The sequence below is a fragment of the Phocaeicola faecalis genome, from assembly GCF_021730445.1.
GTDB classification, from domain to species: Bacteria; Bacteroidota; Bacteroidia; order Bacteroidales; family Bacteroidaceae; genus Phocaeicola; species Phocaeicola faecalis.
Genome location: NZ_JADNRM010000001.1, coordinates 968088 through 983340 on the forward strand (window position 1 = coordinate 968088; position 15253 = coordinate 983340).

Here is a 15253-nt window from a genome sequence, read left to right on the forward strand (position 1 = left end):
CTTAACCGACTGATTCTCCGCATGTTTTAATTCAAATGTAAGGATGAACGGAGAAAAAGGAATGACCGGATTAGTGAGGGAAGGGTAATCCTATCTGCTCTTACATGAAAAACATGCCGAGCTTTTTAAAAAAGATGCTGATGTTTTTAGAAAACATACCGAGCTTTTTTGAAAACATCAAGGTCTTTTAGCCACACTCTGTGTGGGCTGCCTATTTTTAAATGCGCACGCATCGGTCACACATACGGTGGCATAAGCCTGCACATATATACGCATCGGTCCACACGTATATACGCATAAGCCTACACGTACGTATGCATAAGCCTACACGTACGTATGCATAAGCCTGCATGTACGTATGCATAAGCCTGCATGTATATGTCATTGTGTCAGGCTCCGTCATACCATTCTAAGCTTAATGTTTCAATAGTTGTTGAAGCATTTCTCATTTTTTCTAATATCAATATTAGTTCTTCTATTTTTTATTTCCATACTTCATATAGATTTCAGCTAAAACAGGGTTTTCATCAATCCCAACATGTATGGGTAAATTATTATTTTCCGGTATTTCAGAAGGTTCTATAACACAATAAGCTTTATTTCCTTCAACACATCGCGGAGAAAACAAAAAACTTTTATCTATATCATTCTCTATAGGAATTTTCCCAAAAGAAGATGCCTCTTTGTATTCTTTCGTATCAGGATAATAAAAACCGGAATAAAGAAAACCATTCATACGCATGAATAATAAATGCACATTATCACATGAAAAATATGTTATCAATTGAGGGAATTTTCCTTCATTACAGGCTTCTTCGGCATCATTTACGGTCATTCGTTCAGTATAACTGCGTTCTATGTACTCATTTTTATATAACAAATATTTATCATCATATTTCAAAAGGCATTTTGCCGATATTAAATCTGCATCTAGTCTATAAATAGTATCATTTAATGGCAAATATAAATTCTTGTCATACAAGTTATTTAGTGTGGACGTATAAGCCAAGTTGTTCACATCTTCATTAAAATATAAATATCCAGCAATTTCATTCTCTACTGTATTGAAATATATCACGCTTGGATATTTCTTATCCTTATATAATGAATAGTTTGGAGTATAATCACAGCAAAACGATAACAGATTTTCATTTATACAACATAACGAATAAGCTGTATAGTCAAACTTATAAGAATCTAGAAAGTCACCATTCTCTGAATATTTCAAGACTTTCTTTTGTGCGCTATCCCATACATAAATAAATCCATATCCATAAGTCACATCTTCTATTTTAATATATTCCGCCATACCTGGTCCTCGTGTACCGATGCGACATTTAAAACGCCCTTCATCATTAAATACAAAAATAGAAGAAGCCACATCCTTATCTACTACAATTATATCACTATTATCAGTCCGTAGTATTTTATCGATAGCTCCAATCAAGCAAGAGTCTAATGTTTCTAGTGAAATATAATGAATAGAATCTGCTATTTCTGACAGTCGTATTATATTTTCTTTCTGATATAATTTAAGGTTTATAACATCTATTGTTCCGTATTTCAGTTCCTCTTTACTAGTACAAGAGGTTATTCCAAAGAATAAAAAAAACATCAAATAACAAACGAGTTTCATAATCTTACATTTTATTAAAAGTTCGTTTATAAACAAACTATCAACATTTTCTTTAATTACATGCATTTCTTTAAGACTTGTTTTAGAGCCTGTTTAAAGATACCTGAAATCTTTTTCTAAAGAAGTTTCGGTATCAACCCAATTGTATCTTTCTTTGAAGCGACCAAACTTTAAAGAAGATGTATCAGCCTGAACATTCCATAAACAGGGTTAATCTGAAAACCCTGTGGGTGATAAGCATGACCTCTGAGTTACAATGCTGACGTCCAATCAGGTGTTCGTCTGATGTACTTGATTTATAATACTTTGGAAGGATGTATGTTTTTAGCATTGCAGACTTTCAATGTTTCTCAAATATTATACCCACATATTTTTTGACTTGACCCCATAAACACACTATCTGAAGTTTACATTTTTGGATATAGAAAAAGGGTGTAAATCACGTAATCACTTGATTTACACCCCTTTTTCGCGGAGAGACAGGGATTCGAACCCCGGGTACCTCGCAGTACAACGGTTTTCAAGACCGCCGCAATCGACCACTCTGCCACCTCTCCAAAACTCCTTTGAGAAGTACTTTCTTCCTGAAAGCGGTGCAAAGGTACNGCGGAGAGACAGGGATTCGAACCCCGGGTACCTCGCAGTACAACGGTTTTCAAGACCGCCGCAATCGACCACTCTGCCACCTCTCCAAAACTCCTTTGAGAAGTACTTTCTTCCTGAAAGCGGTGCAAAGGTACAGTTTTATTTTAGAACTGCAATACTTTTAGGAGAAAAAAAATAAAAATCTCCATATTTTTTCTCTTCACACCATTTACATACCATCTTTTGCCTCCTCTCCCTCCTCACAAATTATCATAAGAAAGAGACAATGTGGAATGAAAATCTAAAAATTATCATGTACATTTGCATCTACAATAGAAAAAACGCATGAAAATAAAATTTTTCCTTTTAGTGCTTTTCCTCTGGATACCCTTTTGCGCAAAAGCGCAGAAGAAGCCTCTTATTGTCGAAAAACAACTGGAAATTATCAAAAAAGAACCGGAGAACAGTAATGCACTCAAATTTTTATGCCAATATTACCTCAATAAAGGAGAGTTCTCCAAAACAATTACTTACGCCGAATATATGAAAAACATAGCGGATAAGAGTAAAAATCCATCGCTCCATCTATATTCCTATCTTTTTCAGGGACAAGCACAAATGATGAGTGGAAGGGAAAAGGTAGCCAAAAAGAATTTGAATATGGCTTTGGAACTGGCAACCAAACTTCACAATGATTCTCTTCTATGCTCAGTGTATGGCAATTTGGGACTGTATGCTGCCAATATCGATACGGATTATTATCGTGCCATCCAATGGCTATATAAGGGCATCACGTTAGCACAACAAAATAAGTATCAAAAGCAATACGCCCTCCTATTGGCTAATTTAGCTAATATCTATTATCTGAAAAAAGATAAAGCCGGCATCAAATATGCGTTAGAATCGTATGAACTCGGGCATAGGCTCAATGACCCTTATATTATTTATACCGGAGCAATCAATGCCGCTTATCTCTATTTCTTGATGCATCAAAATGAAGAAGCCATAAAATACATCCATGAGGCAGAAGCGTTAATGCTGGAAAATGATTTTTACGACCAGGCACACACTTATAATCTTTTCGGAAATATCCTGTGTGATTCGGGAGAATATGCCCAAGCCATCGAATACTATAAAAAAGCAATGAAAGATAAACAGGCTGCACAAACTTCTTCCATTGTCTATGCCCATTTGGGATATGCCCGTGTTTTGATGAAGGAAAAGAAATATGAAGAAGCTATCCTGCTACTAAAACAAGGATTGGCAATTTCGTATGCACGAGCAAATGCAATTCACCGTAATGCACTTTACGAAACTCTCTCGACCTGTTACGAACAACTTCATCAGTATCATAATGCACTAAAATACTATAAGGTATTCCGCTTGGAGAATGACAGTCTTTTTAATAAGGATAAGGAAAGAGATTTGAGCGAAATGAGATTCAAATATGACACCGAACGCCAAGAGAACATGATAAAACAAAGCAAGTTGGATGTAATACAGAAAGAGCAACGCATCCAACAGCAGACGTTTATCCTTATCATTATCTTTATTGTATTGGGCTTGCTGTATTATCTCTACCGACGCAAAAACAAACTTTATGTAAGTATCGTCAAGCAGAATCAGGAAGCCATCAAAAGAGAAACAGAACTGAACCGCCGCATCAAAGAGCTGGAGCAAAACGGAAAGCCGGGTAATGCTCCCGAAAAATATGCAGGTTCGTCACTTACCAATGAGAAAAGTTTGGAACTCTTCAGGGCTTTAGAACGAGTTATGCGTGAAGATAAAATTTACAAAGACAACAGTATCACAAAAGATAAAATAGCTGATTTATTAGGCACAAACCGCACTTATCTTTCCCGTATTATCAATGAGCAGTCCAAACAGTCCTTTACTCACTATGTAAACAGTTTCCGTATCGAAGAAGCCATCCGCCTATTGTCCAATCCCCAAAACGACACTCCGTTAAAAGCAATCTCTGCCGATTTAGGGTTCAACTCCATTTCCACTTTCTACAACCTTTTCCAGTCAGCGGTAGGAATGACTCCTTCTCAATATCGTAATAAAGTACTGGAATTACAAAAGCAACAATAAGTCACCATACGTCCCTGATTTTTCATCTAAAAACTGCAGAAAATGTTTAATTAACTAATTGTCAAGACGTAAAGAGTAGAAAGTTAGGTAGCAGGTAACGAATTAGTAACGGTGCGGGGGGCTTTGCGTTTCTTCGCTCTGCTCTGATAACTTGGTATAAATGTACAAAATTGGACTGAAAACAGGAAAGAAATAAGGAAATTTTTTATTAGGGGGATTTTTGAGGGGGAACGGATGGAATGAAAATGAGGGGTGCATGCTGGGAATGGTTGGGGATGGGCGGTTGGGTAGGTTTGAAGAGGAAGAGTTTGTTTTCTTCGCTTTGGGAATGTGAACGAAAAAATGTATCTTCGTAGCCTAAATGTAAAAGACTGCCGTAATATGAAAATTACCCGTGATGAATTACTGATAGCTGCGTTCAAGCTGTTTATGTCCGTGAACTATGAGAAAGCTAGTTTTGCGGAACTTGGCAAGATGCTCGGAATGTCGAAAGCCGGAATATTCAAATACTACAAGAACAAGCAGGAATTGTTCATTGCTGTGGTGGACAGGTTTTGGTTCAGCACGCAAAACCCACGAAACAAATTCACTGAAACGAACAGTACGTTTGCCGAATTTATAGACGAATATGTGCGTGGCGTACAACGGACAATGGATATGTTGGGCGACCTGATAGGTGCAGACCGGGACAAGGTAGCGCAAGGAAAGTTCACATACCATGCCCAATATTTTCATTTTCTGTTTCAACTGCTCCAATACGATCCTGATGCAAAAGAAAAACTCCGTAATCTTGTAGAGGTTGATTATGCTTACTGGCGTGCTGCTATACAACGTGCCATAGCTACCGGAGAACTAAGAGAGGATGTGGATGTGGAGGATGCGGTAGTCATGTTCCGGCAGGTTTACATGGGGCTTTCCTTTGAAATGTCTTTTCTGGGTGGACTGAACACCGAAAAACTCTCCAAACATTTACATGCCGTTTACTCCTTGTTGAAACGCTAAACGACACTCGTCTGACGTATATTCCCTGAATGATCGATTATCTGTGCAAAAAAAGATAATAAAGGAAACGTTCGTTCACTTTATTCGGAATTGTTTTATAACTTTGGCAGCATTATTCGTTGAATGACAGTTGTAACGTTATAAAACAAGCCCTACATGGATGCAAGCAAACAACGGGGAAGTATCGTACTGACAAAACAAAATATAGACGGTCAGGATTATATACGGATAAAATATGCCGATAATCAGACTATTGCCTTGCTACTTTCGCAAGACAAAGGAATTAAAACAATCGGGAACGGAAGTGCATACATACAAGCATCCGCTTTCCGGCTTTCGGAGTTCTACACTCGTTACTCTCCCCACGCTTATATTGATTACAGCTGGGTATATGTTCGTCATCCTAACCCCCAACGTGAATACGTGCTGCCGAAAGGCTATTTAGAATTACTGGAACAGAAACCTTACAGTCCCTCGACAATCAAGACTTACAGGATTTATTTCAGTGATTTCATGGAGTATCACAAAGGGCGTAACATCGACCGTCTGAAAGTGGCGGACATCAATCACTATATACTTTATTTGGTAAATGAGAAAAAAATCTCCGTGTCACAACAGAATATGCGCATTAACGCTATCAAGTTCTACTACGAGAAAGTAAAAGGTGGCAAGCGGCAATATTACGGCGGAATTACACGTGCCAAAGAGTACAAGACACTGCCCGAAGTGCTTAGCCGTAATGAGATAAGCCGTATCCTCTCCTGTTTGCCTAACTTGAAACATCATTGCATGATTTCGCTGATATATTCTGCCGGACTAAGAAGAAGCGAACTGCTGAACCTTACCCCGAAAGACATCATTAGCGAACGGATATTAGTACGCATAATGGGTAAAGGGAAAAAGTGCCGTTATTCATTGTTATCGGAAAAAGTATTGAATGAGCTACGAACATATTACAAAGAGTACCGTCCGAAGAAATGGCTGTTTGAGGGTGATACTTCCGGTGAGCAATATTCGGCAAGTGCATTGGTGAAAATACTGAAAGAAGCTGCCGAACATGCAGGTATCAAACATCGGGTACATGTACACATGCTCCGTCACTCTTTCGCTACCCATTTACAGGAACAAGGTACTGATCTAAGAACCATACAGGAGTTGCTGGGGCACAATGACATTAAGACAACAAGTATATATCTTCATGTAACGAGTGCCCATAAATCAAGCATACCCAATCCACTTGATACACTGGATGATTCGTGAGGTGTGGATATTAGAGATTAGGAACTACACCATAAGGTGTGGTTATTGAATACATTATCCATAAATAGTTCAATATATGAATAAAATAAAGAACAAAGAATATGTAATTCCTACACGAGAAGTATTTATTATATATTATTATTGCAATCGAACTTGTGTAATCAGCGTTGATGATTTCTTGAACCTTGTGGAAACTCANTATAAATATGAGGAAGATTGGAGTTTAACCTATGACTTTATAGAAACAAATAATCACTTTATTCTACGTGAATGGGAAACAACGGCATAAACATATGGATAACAAAGCGTGATAACGCTTGAACAGCGTTCCCCGCTTGACATTATCGCTAAATAAATTACAAACTAAAAAATATTGAATATGGAACTTTACATTAAAAAATGGTGGGGCAATTATGTCGGTGGATGCGATGATACCTTTCTATTGCTGGACTATTTCGGAAGTCAGAAACAAAGCAACTTAGAGTTAAGCAAAATATTATCCGATATTCATTTGAATACCTTATTAAAAGAAAACTCGGTGAATGGAGGAGATGTTTATTTTAGCATAAATGAGTCTTACGAACCGCATTTCGATATGGCTATTGATGTAATAATAGACTTGTCTGCCATTTTACTGGAAAGTATAAAAAATGGAAAGGTTGATATAAAAGAATTAGACCCTAATAGCAAATATTCTAATTTCTTTTCTATTTCTACATCAAAAGATGATGCAATGCTACTTCTAAGTGGTCTGAACAAATTTATAAATGCCCCACAAGAATATGAATTAGCAGATTTTATGGATGAAAGCGAATTGGAAGAATTAGTTGGCGACTGTAAGGAGATTAGCGGTATATTAACCAATTGCATTAGCCAAATGTAGCGATAACAAGCACCTGTGCCACCTAACGGCGGCAAGCTGCATCCCATTAATAATAATTATATGATATGGAAACTTTGGTAAATACCCTTAATCAAACAATCCATCTTCTAAATCAGAATGATAACTCTTTTGAATCAGACTGTATGGATATTAGTCCATGTAAGAATGAACTGGATAGCTTATATCATATTTTCAATTTTGATAGTTGGGTTGAAATAGGCTATTCTATCAGTTTCTTTATATATCCTCGAAAACAATTAAAACAAATGCAAAATGGTTGGTACTATATTGGAAGTAATCGACTGCCGGATAATGAACATTGGAAAGCTAATTGGATTGTTTTCGGTGGCTTGAATGAAGATGCAATATTTTACGATACAGAAACGAGCCATGTATATGGATGTATTGATAAAAGCTTATTCTTTTTATTAGGGCATACACTTACAGAGTTCTTTGATATAATGAATTTCTGCATAAGTATAGAAAAATCAAAATATGGAATAGGGAATGTCTATACAGATGATGAAGAATATTCAAAAGAGTATTTAGAAGATATTGAGAGTTTCTTAAATAAGAAAGGAGAAGAGTTAGCAAAGGGATTTATTGATTTCTTCTTTGGGTAACTTATTATTAACAAGGTCGAGCCAACAGCTAAACGCTGTTCCTCACCAAACCATTACCAATAACGAATTACAAAACAATATAAGTTATGTATAAGATAAAGACATCGGAGTTGTTTTCGGATAAAAGTATAGTTAAAGAATTGATAAATATTGATGTTATCAAAAATATATCTGATGATTTGTTTGAAACAAAACATCATTATCTTATGGTGGCTTACTCACTTGAATATAAAATTGAGTTCTCTTTTGATAAAGCAAATAATGTATGTCAATATATAATGGTTGAAGAAAACGAAATAAATAGAGAAAAGCAAAATATCAATATTGAATTTATTGATGATATATCCATTTTCGGAAAACACATAGATGTTATAGTAGATAATTTTAAGATGAACATTATACAAAATGATTCTGTAAAAATTGGCAACATAGAGTTGTATTTCTCGGAGAACAAAGTTGATAGCTTATATTATCTCCCAAAACAAAATATTGGTAACAGTCACCTTAACAGCTAAACGCTGTTAGCTGAAACACATTAGCAAAAACAGAAAGTCTATGAACAAAGGATACTATGTATTAGAAGTAGAGGACACAAGTTCTGCGGAGTTTACAAAGAACTATTGGAAAAAGCAGCCAAAATTCTCTTTGAGAGAATATATCAAAGAAAACGGTGCATATCCTGAACAAATTCCCGACTTAAAACTTGAAATTAGGATTTATGATGATGTGGAATTTAATAGGCTGAATGACTTTATTTTAAGTCCGGTAGAGCGTTTATGTATATCCGAAAAGGTCAAAAATATCATAGAACTTTGTTCTTTACCCGAACATCGGTTTTTTAATGTAGATGTTTATATACCTAAAAAAAGGAATAAGGTAGATGCCAACTATTACGCTCTACATTATGACTTTACCTATATTCAAAATGATATATTAGGAATGATTGATTATGAAAAATCTAATATTCGGATAAAAACAAATGCAGGAGAATATCTCTTAGTCAGAGATAGAAAAGATGTAGAGAATTTTCCTATACATAACAAAACTATATCGGAAATGATAAATAAGTTATCTGAAACAGCAAAGCTAAGAGAAAAAAATCAGAACCAAATAGCTACTTTATCCGAGGAGTATTGGAGTTTTGAACGAGTTGATAAGATATATTTTAATTGTTCTTTTGATTTTTCAATGGATTTGTTTCAAATACCCTACTTTTCATGGATGATTTATATATCTGACAAACTAAAAGAGGAACTTGAACGAAATCGCATTACAGGAATAACATTTTCAATTCCGGGTAATAAACAGTATCTTGTTCATAGACCTAACCCAATATTAGAATGGGTATAATATTTTGCTAACAAGGTCGAGATAACAGCTAAATGCTGGTCCTCACCAAACCATTAGCTACAAACAAAGAAAAATGAATGTCATGAAAAAGGAAATTGTAAATCGAATTAAACAATTAGGCGGTAATGTTGCCAATGTAAAAGGAGTGTCTTTACAAAGAGACTTGTGCGCTATAACTTTCAACACTGCTTTGTATAGAAAGCCGAAAGATACACCTTGGCATTCTGCCGAAGATACAGAACCGATTGAAGGTTTGGGCGATTGGGTGGATGAGAATATGGAATTGTTCAATTCTGACAAAGATACATTTTATAAGAAAATGGTTGATTCCTACTATACATTGGACAAAGAACCTCGTAGGCAATTATTTTGGGTAGCCAAACCTTTCACTCCGTTTCAAAAAGGGACACAAGATTTTGAAGAATGGAATGATTGGTTTTCAGATGATGCAGAGTTGGAAGAAATCATTCAGTATTCAAATTGTGCCACTCCTGCCTTTGTTGAATTACTTTACACAGATGCTTACCCCAATCATTATTACATCTGTTTATCAGACCTCAATCCAGAGAATCCTATTGTTTGGAGTACAGACCATGAGGTATTTTTCACTGATGTTACTAATGAGGGAGCATTAGAAGGCTTCCTAAACAAGTTCATGACTAAAGAGGAATTTATAGATATTGTAAAACGAAAATTGAAACAATAATAACGTAGCTAACAAGGTCGAGATAACAGCTAAACGCTGTTCCTCACCAAACCATTAGACGCAGCTTTAAACAATAAATCATGGATATACCAAAGAATATATTAAAAGTATTAAAAGCTAATCATTGGGATGAGTTCAATTATGAGCTATCCAAAGATAGCTATGTGAATAAAATTAGAAAGATGTATAGTAAATGTGATTATCCTCTCACTGACACTTTAGTTGAGAAACTATCAGTTTTCTATAACACTAAAATTAGAAAAGACAGGGATAATTTTCATTATTATTTTTATCTCTGTTACAAGCATATTGCAAATATCTCTACTCGTTTCATTAATGAGTGTGTTGCAAATTGCAACGTGAGTAAAATGTTAGTTTTAGGAGATATTACACAATATGCAGATGTAGTTTTGTTAGATGAACAAGAAAATGTGTGGGTTGTAGGTGACACCAAGCTATATTATTATGCCAGTGATGGCGATATATTCAATGGTATAGAAAAGCTATTTAGCGGTCAATATGATAAAGAAATAAGTGTGTCTAACGAAGCTGGCTAACGCTTAAACACCGTTGCCCGCTTAACATTAGTCGCAATTAATTAACTAAAAGCAAAAGAATATGAGCAAGAAGAATATTACTTATTTCGGTAAAGTAGATAATAAAGAAGAAGACTATTTTGAAGGTCATGTAACTCTTAGCAACAAGGATGTCGAATTGGATTTGGATTTCTGTAATTATGAAGGCAATCCCAAGGATTGGTCAGCAGAACTAGAAAATTATCTTTCCAATCTTCTTAAATACAAAACAGAAATAGATAAATCTATATTAAAGGATTATGAAAATGGTGGTACAACGAATGAATATGTTCGTTGGCATCTTGATGAATGGGATGCTATTGATGACTTGTTGCCAAATGCCGATTCGACAAAAACAAAAGAAGAACAGTTTCTATCCTTGTTGATACAGAGAGTGGAACGCATCACTTTTTATCCCGGTGATAATCACTATGCTGTTTGGGATTACATGATAGATAATGAAAATTCAGATGAAATTGTCGTAGTACATACAGACAATAAAGGAAAAATATTAGATGTTACTTGGGAAAGTTAAATAGGCGACTAACATGCACCTGTTCCGCCTAACGGCGGCAAGCTGCAAACCATTAGCTATAAGAATATGACTGAAATTTATAACATAGAAAGTCTTGAAGAATTATCTGTTTATTTGAGTAAACAAGATAAAGAAACGACAAGAAGCAGGCTTATTAATGAGTTTGATAAGTTGTGCCATTATTCTAATATCAAGGAATGGAATGAACTTGTAAGAATATGTGAATCTCTAAAGATTGTTGGTTGGGGTAATAGAGAACCTTTGGAAGCAAAGGCTAAGTGCTGGATAAATGGTAGATACTATACTTCGTTGATGAACCAATATTTTGAAATCAAAGATGAACAAGGTTGGAGTAAATTAAAAGATTCCTATGTTTTAGAAAATGGCAATGACCTAACCTATTATGCTGGATATAAATTTCAGACACAACGAAACTTATTGCCTAAATCTCCAATTAGATGGCAGAAATCAGGAAACTATCAGAAATCCGTTCAACCTTTGTATGAAAGTCTTAATGAGCTAAAAGATTTGGTCATACATGAATTGCGACCAGAAGAATACGGTGATAGTTTGTCCTATATAGGCTTGTCTATGTGTTTTAGTCATCACGATGACGAAAATAGAACCGTTCGGTATGAATACTTCCATTCTGAAAATGAAATTCCGATAGGCTTTGAAGGGCGATACTATATTCGTCCTAAATATAAGTGGGGACATTTGGTAAACCAAGACGGAGTATATCATATAAAAGTTGAACGCCATTTTAGCCGTAGTTTTGGAGAATTACCACTATTGGAACAGAAGAAAGTAATCGTAGATGATTTTTTTTATTATATACAATATGTTTCTGATAAATTGAAGAAAAAGAAAATAGAGTATGATTGCAATCTATTAAAAATAGATTTGGGAGAAGTTTTAATGAAATGGAAAAATAGCTAACAAGGTCGAGATAATAGCTAAACGCTGTACCTCACCAAACCATTACTAACAACACTTAAAAGAATATATTATGGAACAATTCAATGATTTTTTACAGAAGTTTTCTCCGGCAGGAGAGCTAAGAAAACCAACAAAAGAGATTCTAAACCAGTTTAAAGACTGGCTACCCGCAGAATGGCTGGATTTTTGGAAAGCATACGGCTTTGGAAACTATGGTAACGGTTTGTTGAAAGTAATCGATCCTAACGATTATATGCCTAACCTGTATTTATGGCTTGGCGGAGAGAACCCTGCAAGAATCCCTATCATGATTACCGGTTTTGGTAATATTCTCTATTATCGAAAATTGACGGACACTGAAAATGATGTCTGCCTCCTAAATATTCACTATCGCTGTACGAATACCTGCGCCTTTAGTTTTGAAGAGTTCGTATATTTCATTACAGAGGACGAAATCATAGAATCTCTGCTGGAAAAGCCTCTGTTTGAGCAGGCGATAGAGAAATGCGGAGTCATGAAAGAAAATGAAATCTTCTTTTTTACTCCGGCTTTAGCTTTTGGAGGAAGCGAATCCATTGAATATATCCAGAAAGGCGATGGGAGGGTACACCAGCATCTGCTTTTCGAGATGATGAGTAATCAATAATAAACCATTAATAACAAAATATTTATGACAGATTTCAATTGGATGCTTTGGGTAGTCGTCCCAATCATTATCGTTTACTATCTTTATCGTCGCGTATGGCCTGCCGTACGCAAGTTCGTTCGTCTTTTTCAAGGCATACGCCTCAATCCCCGTTCGCACCTGACGGAAACGGAGTACAAGAAACTTTCTGTAGGTTCCCTCTACGCCTTGCAGCAGGGGGCATACCTCAACTCACTGACGCTGGACATCAACGACAAACTCCCTACCATCCTTGCCGATTGGTGGGGCATCAGCAACACCCAAGATGCCAAGCAGACATTGGAATACCTTGGTGAGAAAGGATTCGCCTACTACTTCCCTTATGTTTATCAAACTTTTCTGCTGGACAATGAAGAGGCAAAAGACCGGATTTTTCAACAACACATGACCAATCAGGAGGATTACGACAAAGTCGTGGAGCAACTGCACAATCTCGAAGAATGCTACGATGAACTGCTGGAATGCGGTTGCATCACCTGTAGGGAAGACCTGCTGCGCTACGGTGTAACAGGCTGGGATGCCGGACGCCTTAACTTCATGGCACGAGCCTGCTATGACATGAAATATATCTCTGAAGCCGAAGCGTGGGATTACATAGACCGTGCCTACGAAATGGTGCGCGACCGCTTTTCTTCTTGGCACGACCTTGCGATGAGCTACATCATCGGGCGTGCCTTATGGGGTGGCAAAAGCGCCTCCAACTCCGGCATGATGTATATGGCAGAGGATTTGCTGAAGAGCGAGAAAAGCCCGTGGACAAAAATCGAATGGTAACTCTTTTCAAACCATTCGGCTATTGGAGTTTTGAAAGTGGTGCGTTAGTGAAAATATTAGGATTGGATGATAGCAGCTTGAAAGAAGTGCAGTATTATCCTTATGATATGGTACACTGGAACGAGAATAATTATGACGTTAATAACGCAGGATAACGCTTACAGCGTTTCCCGCTAATCCATTATAAACATAAATAAAGTTGTATGGAAGATTTTGAAATTCTAAATAAATTCGATAATGACAAGTTGATAGACGTAGTGAAAAATTATAAGCGTTATGGCTATGATGATGAACTTCGTGATTATGCTATCAACTTATTGGGAGAGCGAGGATGGAGCAGAGATGATTTGCAACAATTTGGTTATTTAACAAACTATGATTATGATGAAGCTGAAAAACAGTATAAAGCATACAATAGAAATTCATTGATAGGCATTTGTACGCTTGTATTTAGTGGAGGGATTTTGGCTGTTGTTTATTTAATCTTTCTAATTTTAGCTTATCGGAATGTTGCAAAATTCTATAATGCATTAGGGCGCAATCAAGATGAAACCGCATTATTCAACGCCCTTGGCGTGATGGCTTATTTTCATCTAAAAGGAAGAATGAAAGAAGAATTGAAAGGAATAAGATAAGTTTATAACGAGGAAAGATAACCCCTAAACGGCGTTCCTTATCAAACCATTAATGATAATTGAAATGGAAGAAGATAAAGAAAATATCTTGGCAATCAGATTTGCAGATAATACAGAATTTGAATTACCTATTACAATCACAGACACTGTTGATGTGATTACCATGTCGGTGTTATTGGACAATCATCTGTATAAAGTAAATGCAGATGATGAATTTTCCGCATTTCAAAAGTTGCGTGATATGTTTTTGGATAATGGAATAGGATTAAAATGTTGTGGAGCGATGATAAATGCACATCAGTCCGGTATGATGGTTACTTCTGATAAGGTATATCTTTTAACGTTGGGAAAGCCTGCTTTGCTAAAAGACGTTGCCATAATATATGATTATGTGGATATTAAAGAATTTCCCAATACACTTGAACGAGAAAAATTTGTTGAAGAATGGTTCAATTCTTTGAGAAAGTAGAAATATCATTAACAAGGAAAGACAACCCCTGAACGGTGTTTCTTTCCAAGCCATGTTTGCCCTGCATGTGTAGTAACTATAGGGTGCAAGTCCCGAACGAGCCCTGATAGTGGGAATCGTTAGCCAAGAGCAAGGNCATGTTTGCCCTGCATGTGTAGTAACTATAGGGTGCAAGTCCCGAACGAGCCCTGATAGTGGGAATCGTTAGCCAAGAGCAAGGGTGTCCACCGTGAGGGGGAATCCGAAGGAAGCCGGAGGCAAATTCTCGGTCTGACGAACAGAAACCGGATATAAGGCAGTCGCAAGTGGACCAGTCTGCATGTCAAGGCAAAGTCCGATAGCTATCCGAAACTTGCGGTTGTAAATCCGGCAGATGGATGAGATGAAAGTTGCTGCTCTTAACGGGGGAGGTCTTCCGGACACGTATTCGTCACAGGCGTGGTTGAAACAAGATTTGCCGGAAGAAGTCAGCAGATTCCATAGTAGCCCCTGACTGCGTGGG

The 15253-nt window shown here is 36.6% G+C and carries 17 protein-coding genes, 2 tRNA genes and 1 pseudogene; 16 read left to right on the forward strand and 4 right to left on the reverse strand.

Going from position 1 to position 15253, the window contains the following annotated elements; all coding sequences use genetic code 11:
• Positions 1-475: 475 nt before the first annotated feature.
• The 3 genes from IR173_RS04040 to IR173_RS04050 all read right to left on the reverse strand — a co-directional run bounded on the left by IR173_RS04040 (position 476) and on the right by IR173_RS04050 (position 2328).
• Positions 476-1636 (reverse strand): 6-bladed beta-propeller, encoded by a 1161-nt coding sequence (locus IR173_RS04040; protein ID WP_237038381.1) that lies wholly within the window; start codon positions 1634-1636, stop codon positions 476-478.
• Between the two features lie 472 nt (positions 1637-2108).
• A tRNA-Ser gene (locus IR173_RS04045) sits at positions 2109-2193 on the reverse strand.
• 50 nt (positions 2194-2243) lie between these two features.
• Positions 2244-2328 (reverse strand) — tRNA-Ser (locus tag IR173_RS04050).
• Between the two features lie 238 nt (positions 2329-2566).
• On the opposite strand from IR173_RS04050, the gene IR173_RS04055 reads away from it, so the two are divergent.
• The 16 genes and pseudogenes from IR173_RS04055 to IR173_RS04130 all read left to right on the forward strand — a co-directional run bounded on the left by IR173_RS04055 (position 2567) and on the right by IR173_RS04130 (position 14751).
• Complete coding sequence (locus tag IR173_RS04055; RefSeq protein ID WP_237038382.1) at positions 2567-4315, forward strand: helix-turn-helix domain-containing protein; 1749 nt, start codon at positions 2567-2569, stop codon at positions 4313-4315.
• A 381-nt stretch (positions 4316-4696) separates the two neighbouring features.
• Positions 4697-5317 (forward strand): TetR/AcrR family transcriptional regulator, encoded by a 621-nt coding sequence (locus tag IR173_RS04060; protein ID WP_237038383.1) that lies wholly within the window; start codon positions 4697-4699, stop codon positions 5315-5317.
• Between the two features lie 156 nt (positions 5318-5473).
• Positions 5474-6577 (forward strand): tyrosine-type recombinase/integrase, encoded by a 1104-nt coding sequence (locus IR173_RS04065; RefSeq protein ID WP_237038384.1) that lies wholly within the window; start codon positions 5474-5476, stop codon positions 6575-6577.
• Between the two features lie 379 nt (positions 6578-6956).
• Positions 6957-7460, forward strand: coding sequence for an imm68 putative immunity domain-containing protein (locus tag IR173_RS04070; RefSeq protein WP_045899096.1), 504 nt, complete (start codon positions 6957-6959; stop codon positions 7458-7460).
• A 65-nt stretch (positions 7461-7525) separates the two neighbouring features.
• A complete protein-coding gene (locus IR173_RS04075; protein ID WP_237038385.1) occupies positions 7526-8083 on the forward strand; it encodes a hypothetical protein in 558 nt (185 codons plus the stop codon).
• Between the two features lie 86 nt (positions 8084-8169).
• Positions 8170-8598, forward strand: a complete 429-nt coding sequence (locus IR173_RS04080; RefSeq protein ID WP_237038386.1) for a hypothetical protein — start codon at positions 8170-8172, stop codon at positions 8596-8598.
• Positions 8599-8638: 40 nt separating this feature from the next.
• The gene (locus IR173_RS04085) at positions 8639-9433 is read left to right on the forward strand and encodes a hypothetical protein (protein WP_237038387.1); all 795 of its coding nucleotides are present in this window, start codon (positions 8639-8641) and stop codon (positions 9431-9433) included.
• Between the two features lie 82 nt (positions 9434-9515).
• A complete protein-coding gene (locus tag IR173_RS04090) occupies positions 9516-10139 on the forward strand; it encodes a hypothetical protein (protein WP_237038388.1) in 624 nt (207 codons plus the stop codon).
• Positions 10140-10219: 80 nt separating this feature from the next.
• Entirely contained in the window at positions 10220-10696 is a 477-nt protein-coding gene (locus IR173_RS04095; RefSeq protein WP_237038389.1) for a hypothetical protein, read from the forward strand.
• Between the two features lie 61 nt (positions 10697-10757).
• Positions 10758-11249 carry a DUF2004 domain-containing protein gene (locus tag IR173_RS04100; RefSeq protein ID WP_237038390.1) on the forward strand — a complete coding sequence of 164 codons (492 nt, stop codon included), beginning with the start codon at positions 10758-10760 and terminating at the stop codon, positions 11247-11249.
• A 66-nt stretch (positions 11250-11315) separates the two neighbouring features.
• Positions 11316-12188: a hypothetical protein gene (locus tag IR173_RS04105; RefSeq protein WP_237038391.1), complete on the forward strand. Its 873-nt coding sequence runs from the start codon at positions 11316-11318 to the stop codon at positions 12186-12188.
• Between the two features lie 70 nt (positions 12189-12258).
• Positions 12259-12834 carry a T6SS immunity protein Tdi1 domain-containing protein gene (locus tag IR173_RS04110; RefSeq protein ID WP_237038392.1) on the forward strand — a complete coding sequence of 192 codons (576 nt, stop codon included), beginning with the start codon at positions 12259-12261 and terminating at the stop codon, positions 12832-12834.
• A 24-nt stretch (positions 12835-12858) separates the two neighbouring features.
• Entirely contained in the window at positions 12859-13647 is a 789-nt protein-coding gene (locus IR173_RS04115; protein ID WP_237038393.1) for a DUF1266 domain-containing protein, read from the forward strand.
• A 17-nt stretch (positions 13648-13664) separates the two neighbouring features.
• Positions 13665-13802: pseudogene (locus tag IR173_RS04120) on the forward strand (PoNe immunity protein domain-containing protein); the annotation flags it as partial.
• Positions 13803-13850: 48 nt separating this feature from the next.
• Positions 13851-14282, forward strand: coding sequence for a hypothetical protein (locus IR173_RS04125; RefSeq protein WP_237038395.1), 432 nt, complete (start codon positions 13851-13853; stop codon positions 14280-14282).
• A gap of 64 nt (positions 14283-14346) precedes the next feature.
• The gene (locus IR173_RS04130) at positions 14347-14751 is read left to right on the forward strand and encodes a hypothetical protein (protein WP_237038396.1); all 405 of its coding nucleotides are present in this window, start codon (positions 14347-14349) and stop codon (positions 14749-14751) included.
• Positions 14752-14955: 204 nt separating this feature from the next.
• Here IR173_RS04130 and IR173_RS04135 read toward each other — a convergent pair.
• The coding region (locus IR173_RS04135; protein ID WP_449580072.1) for a hypothetical protein at positions 14956-15253 on the reverse strand (298 nt) is incomplete at its 5' end.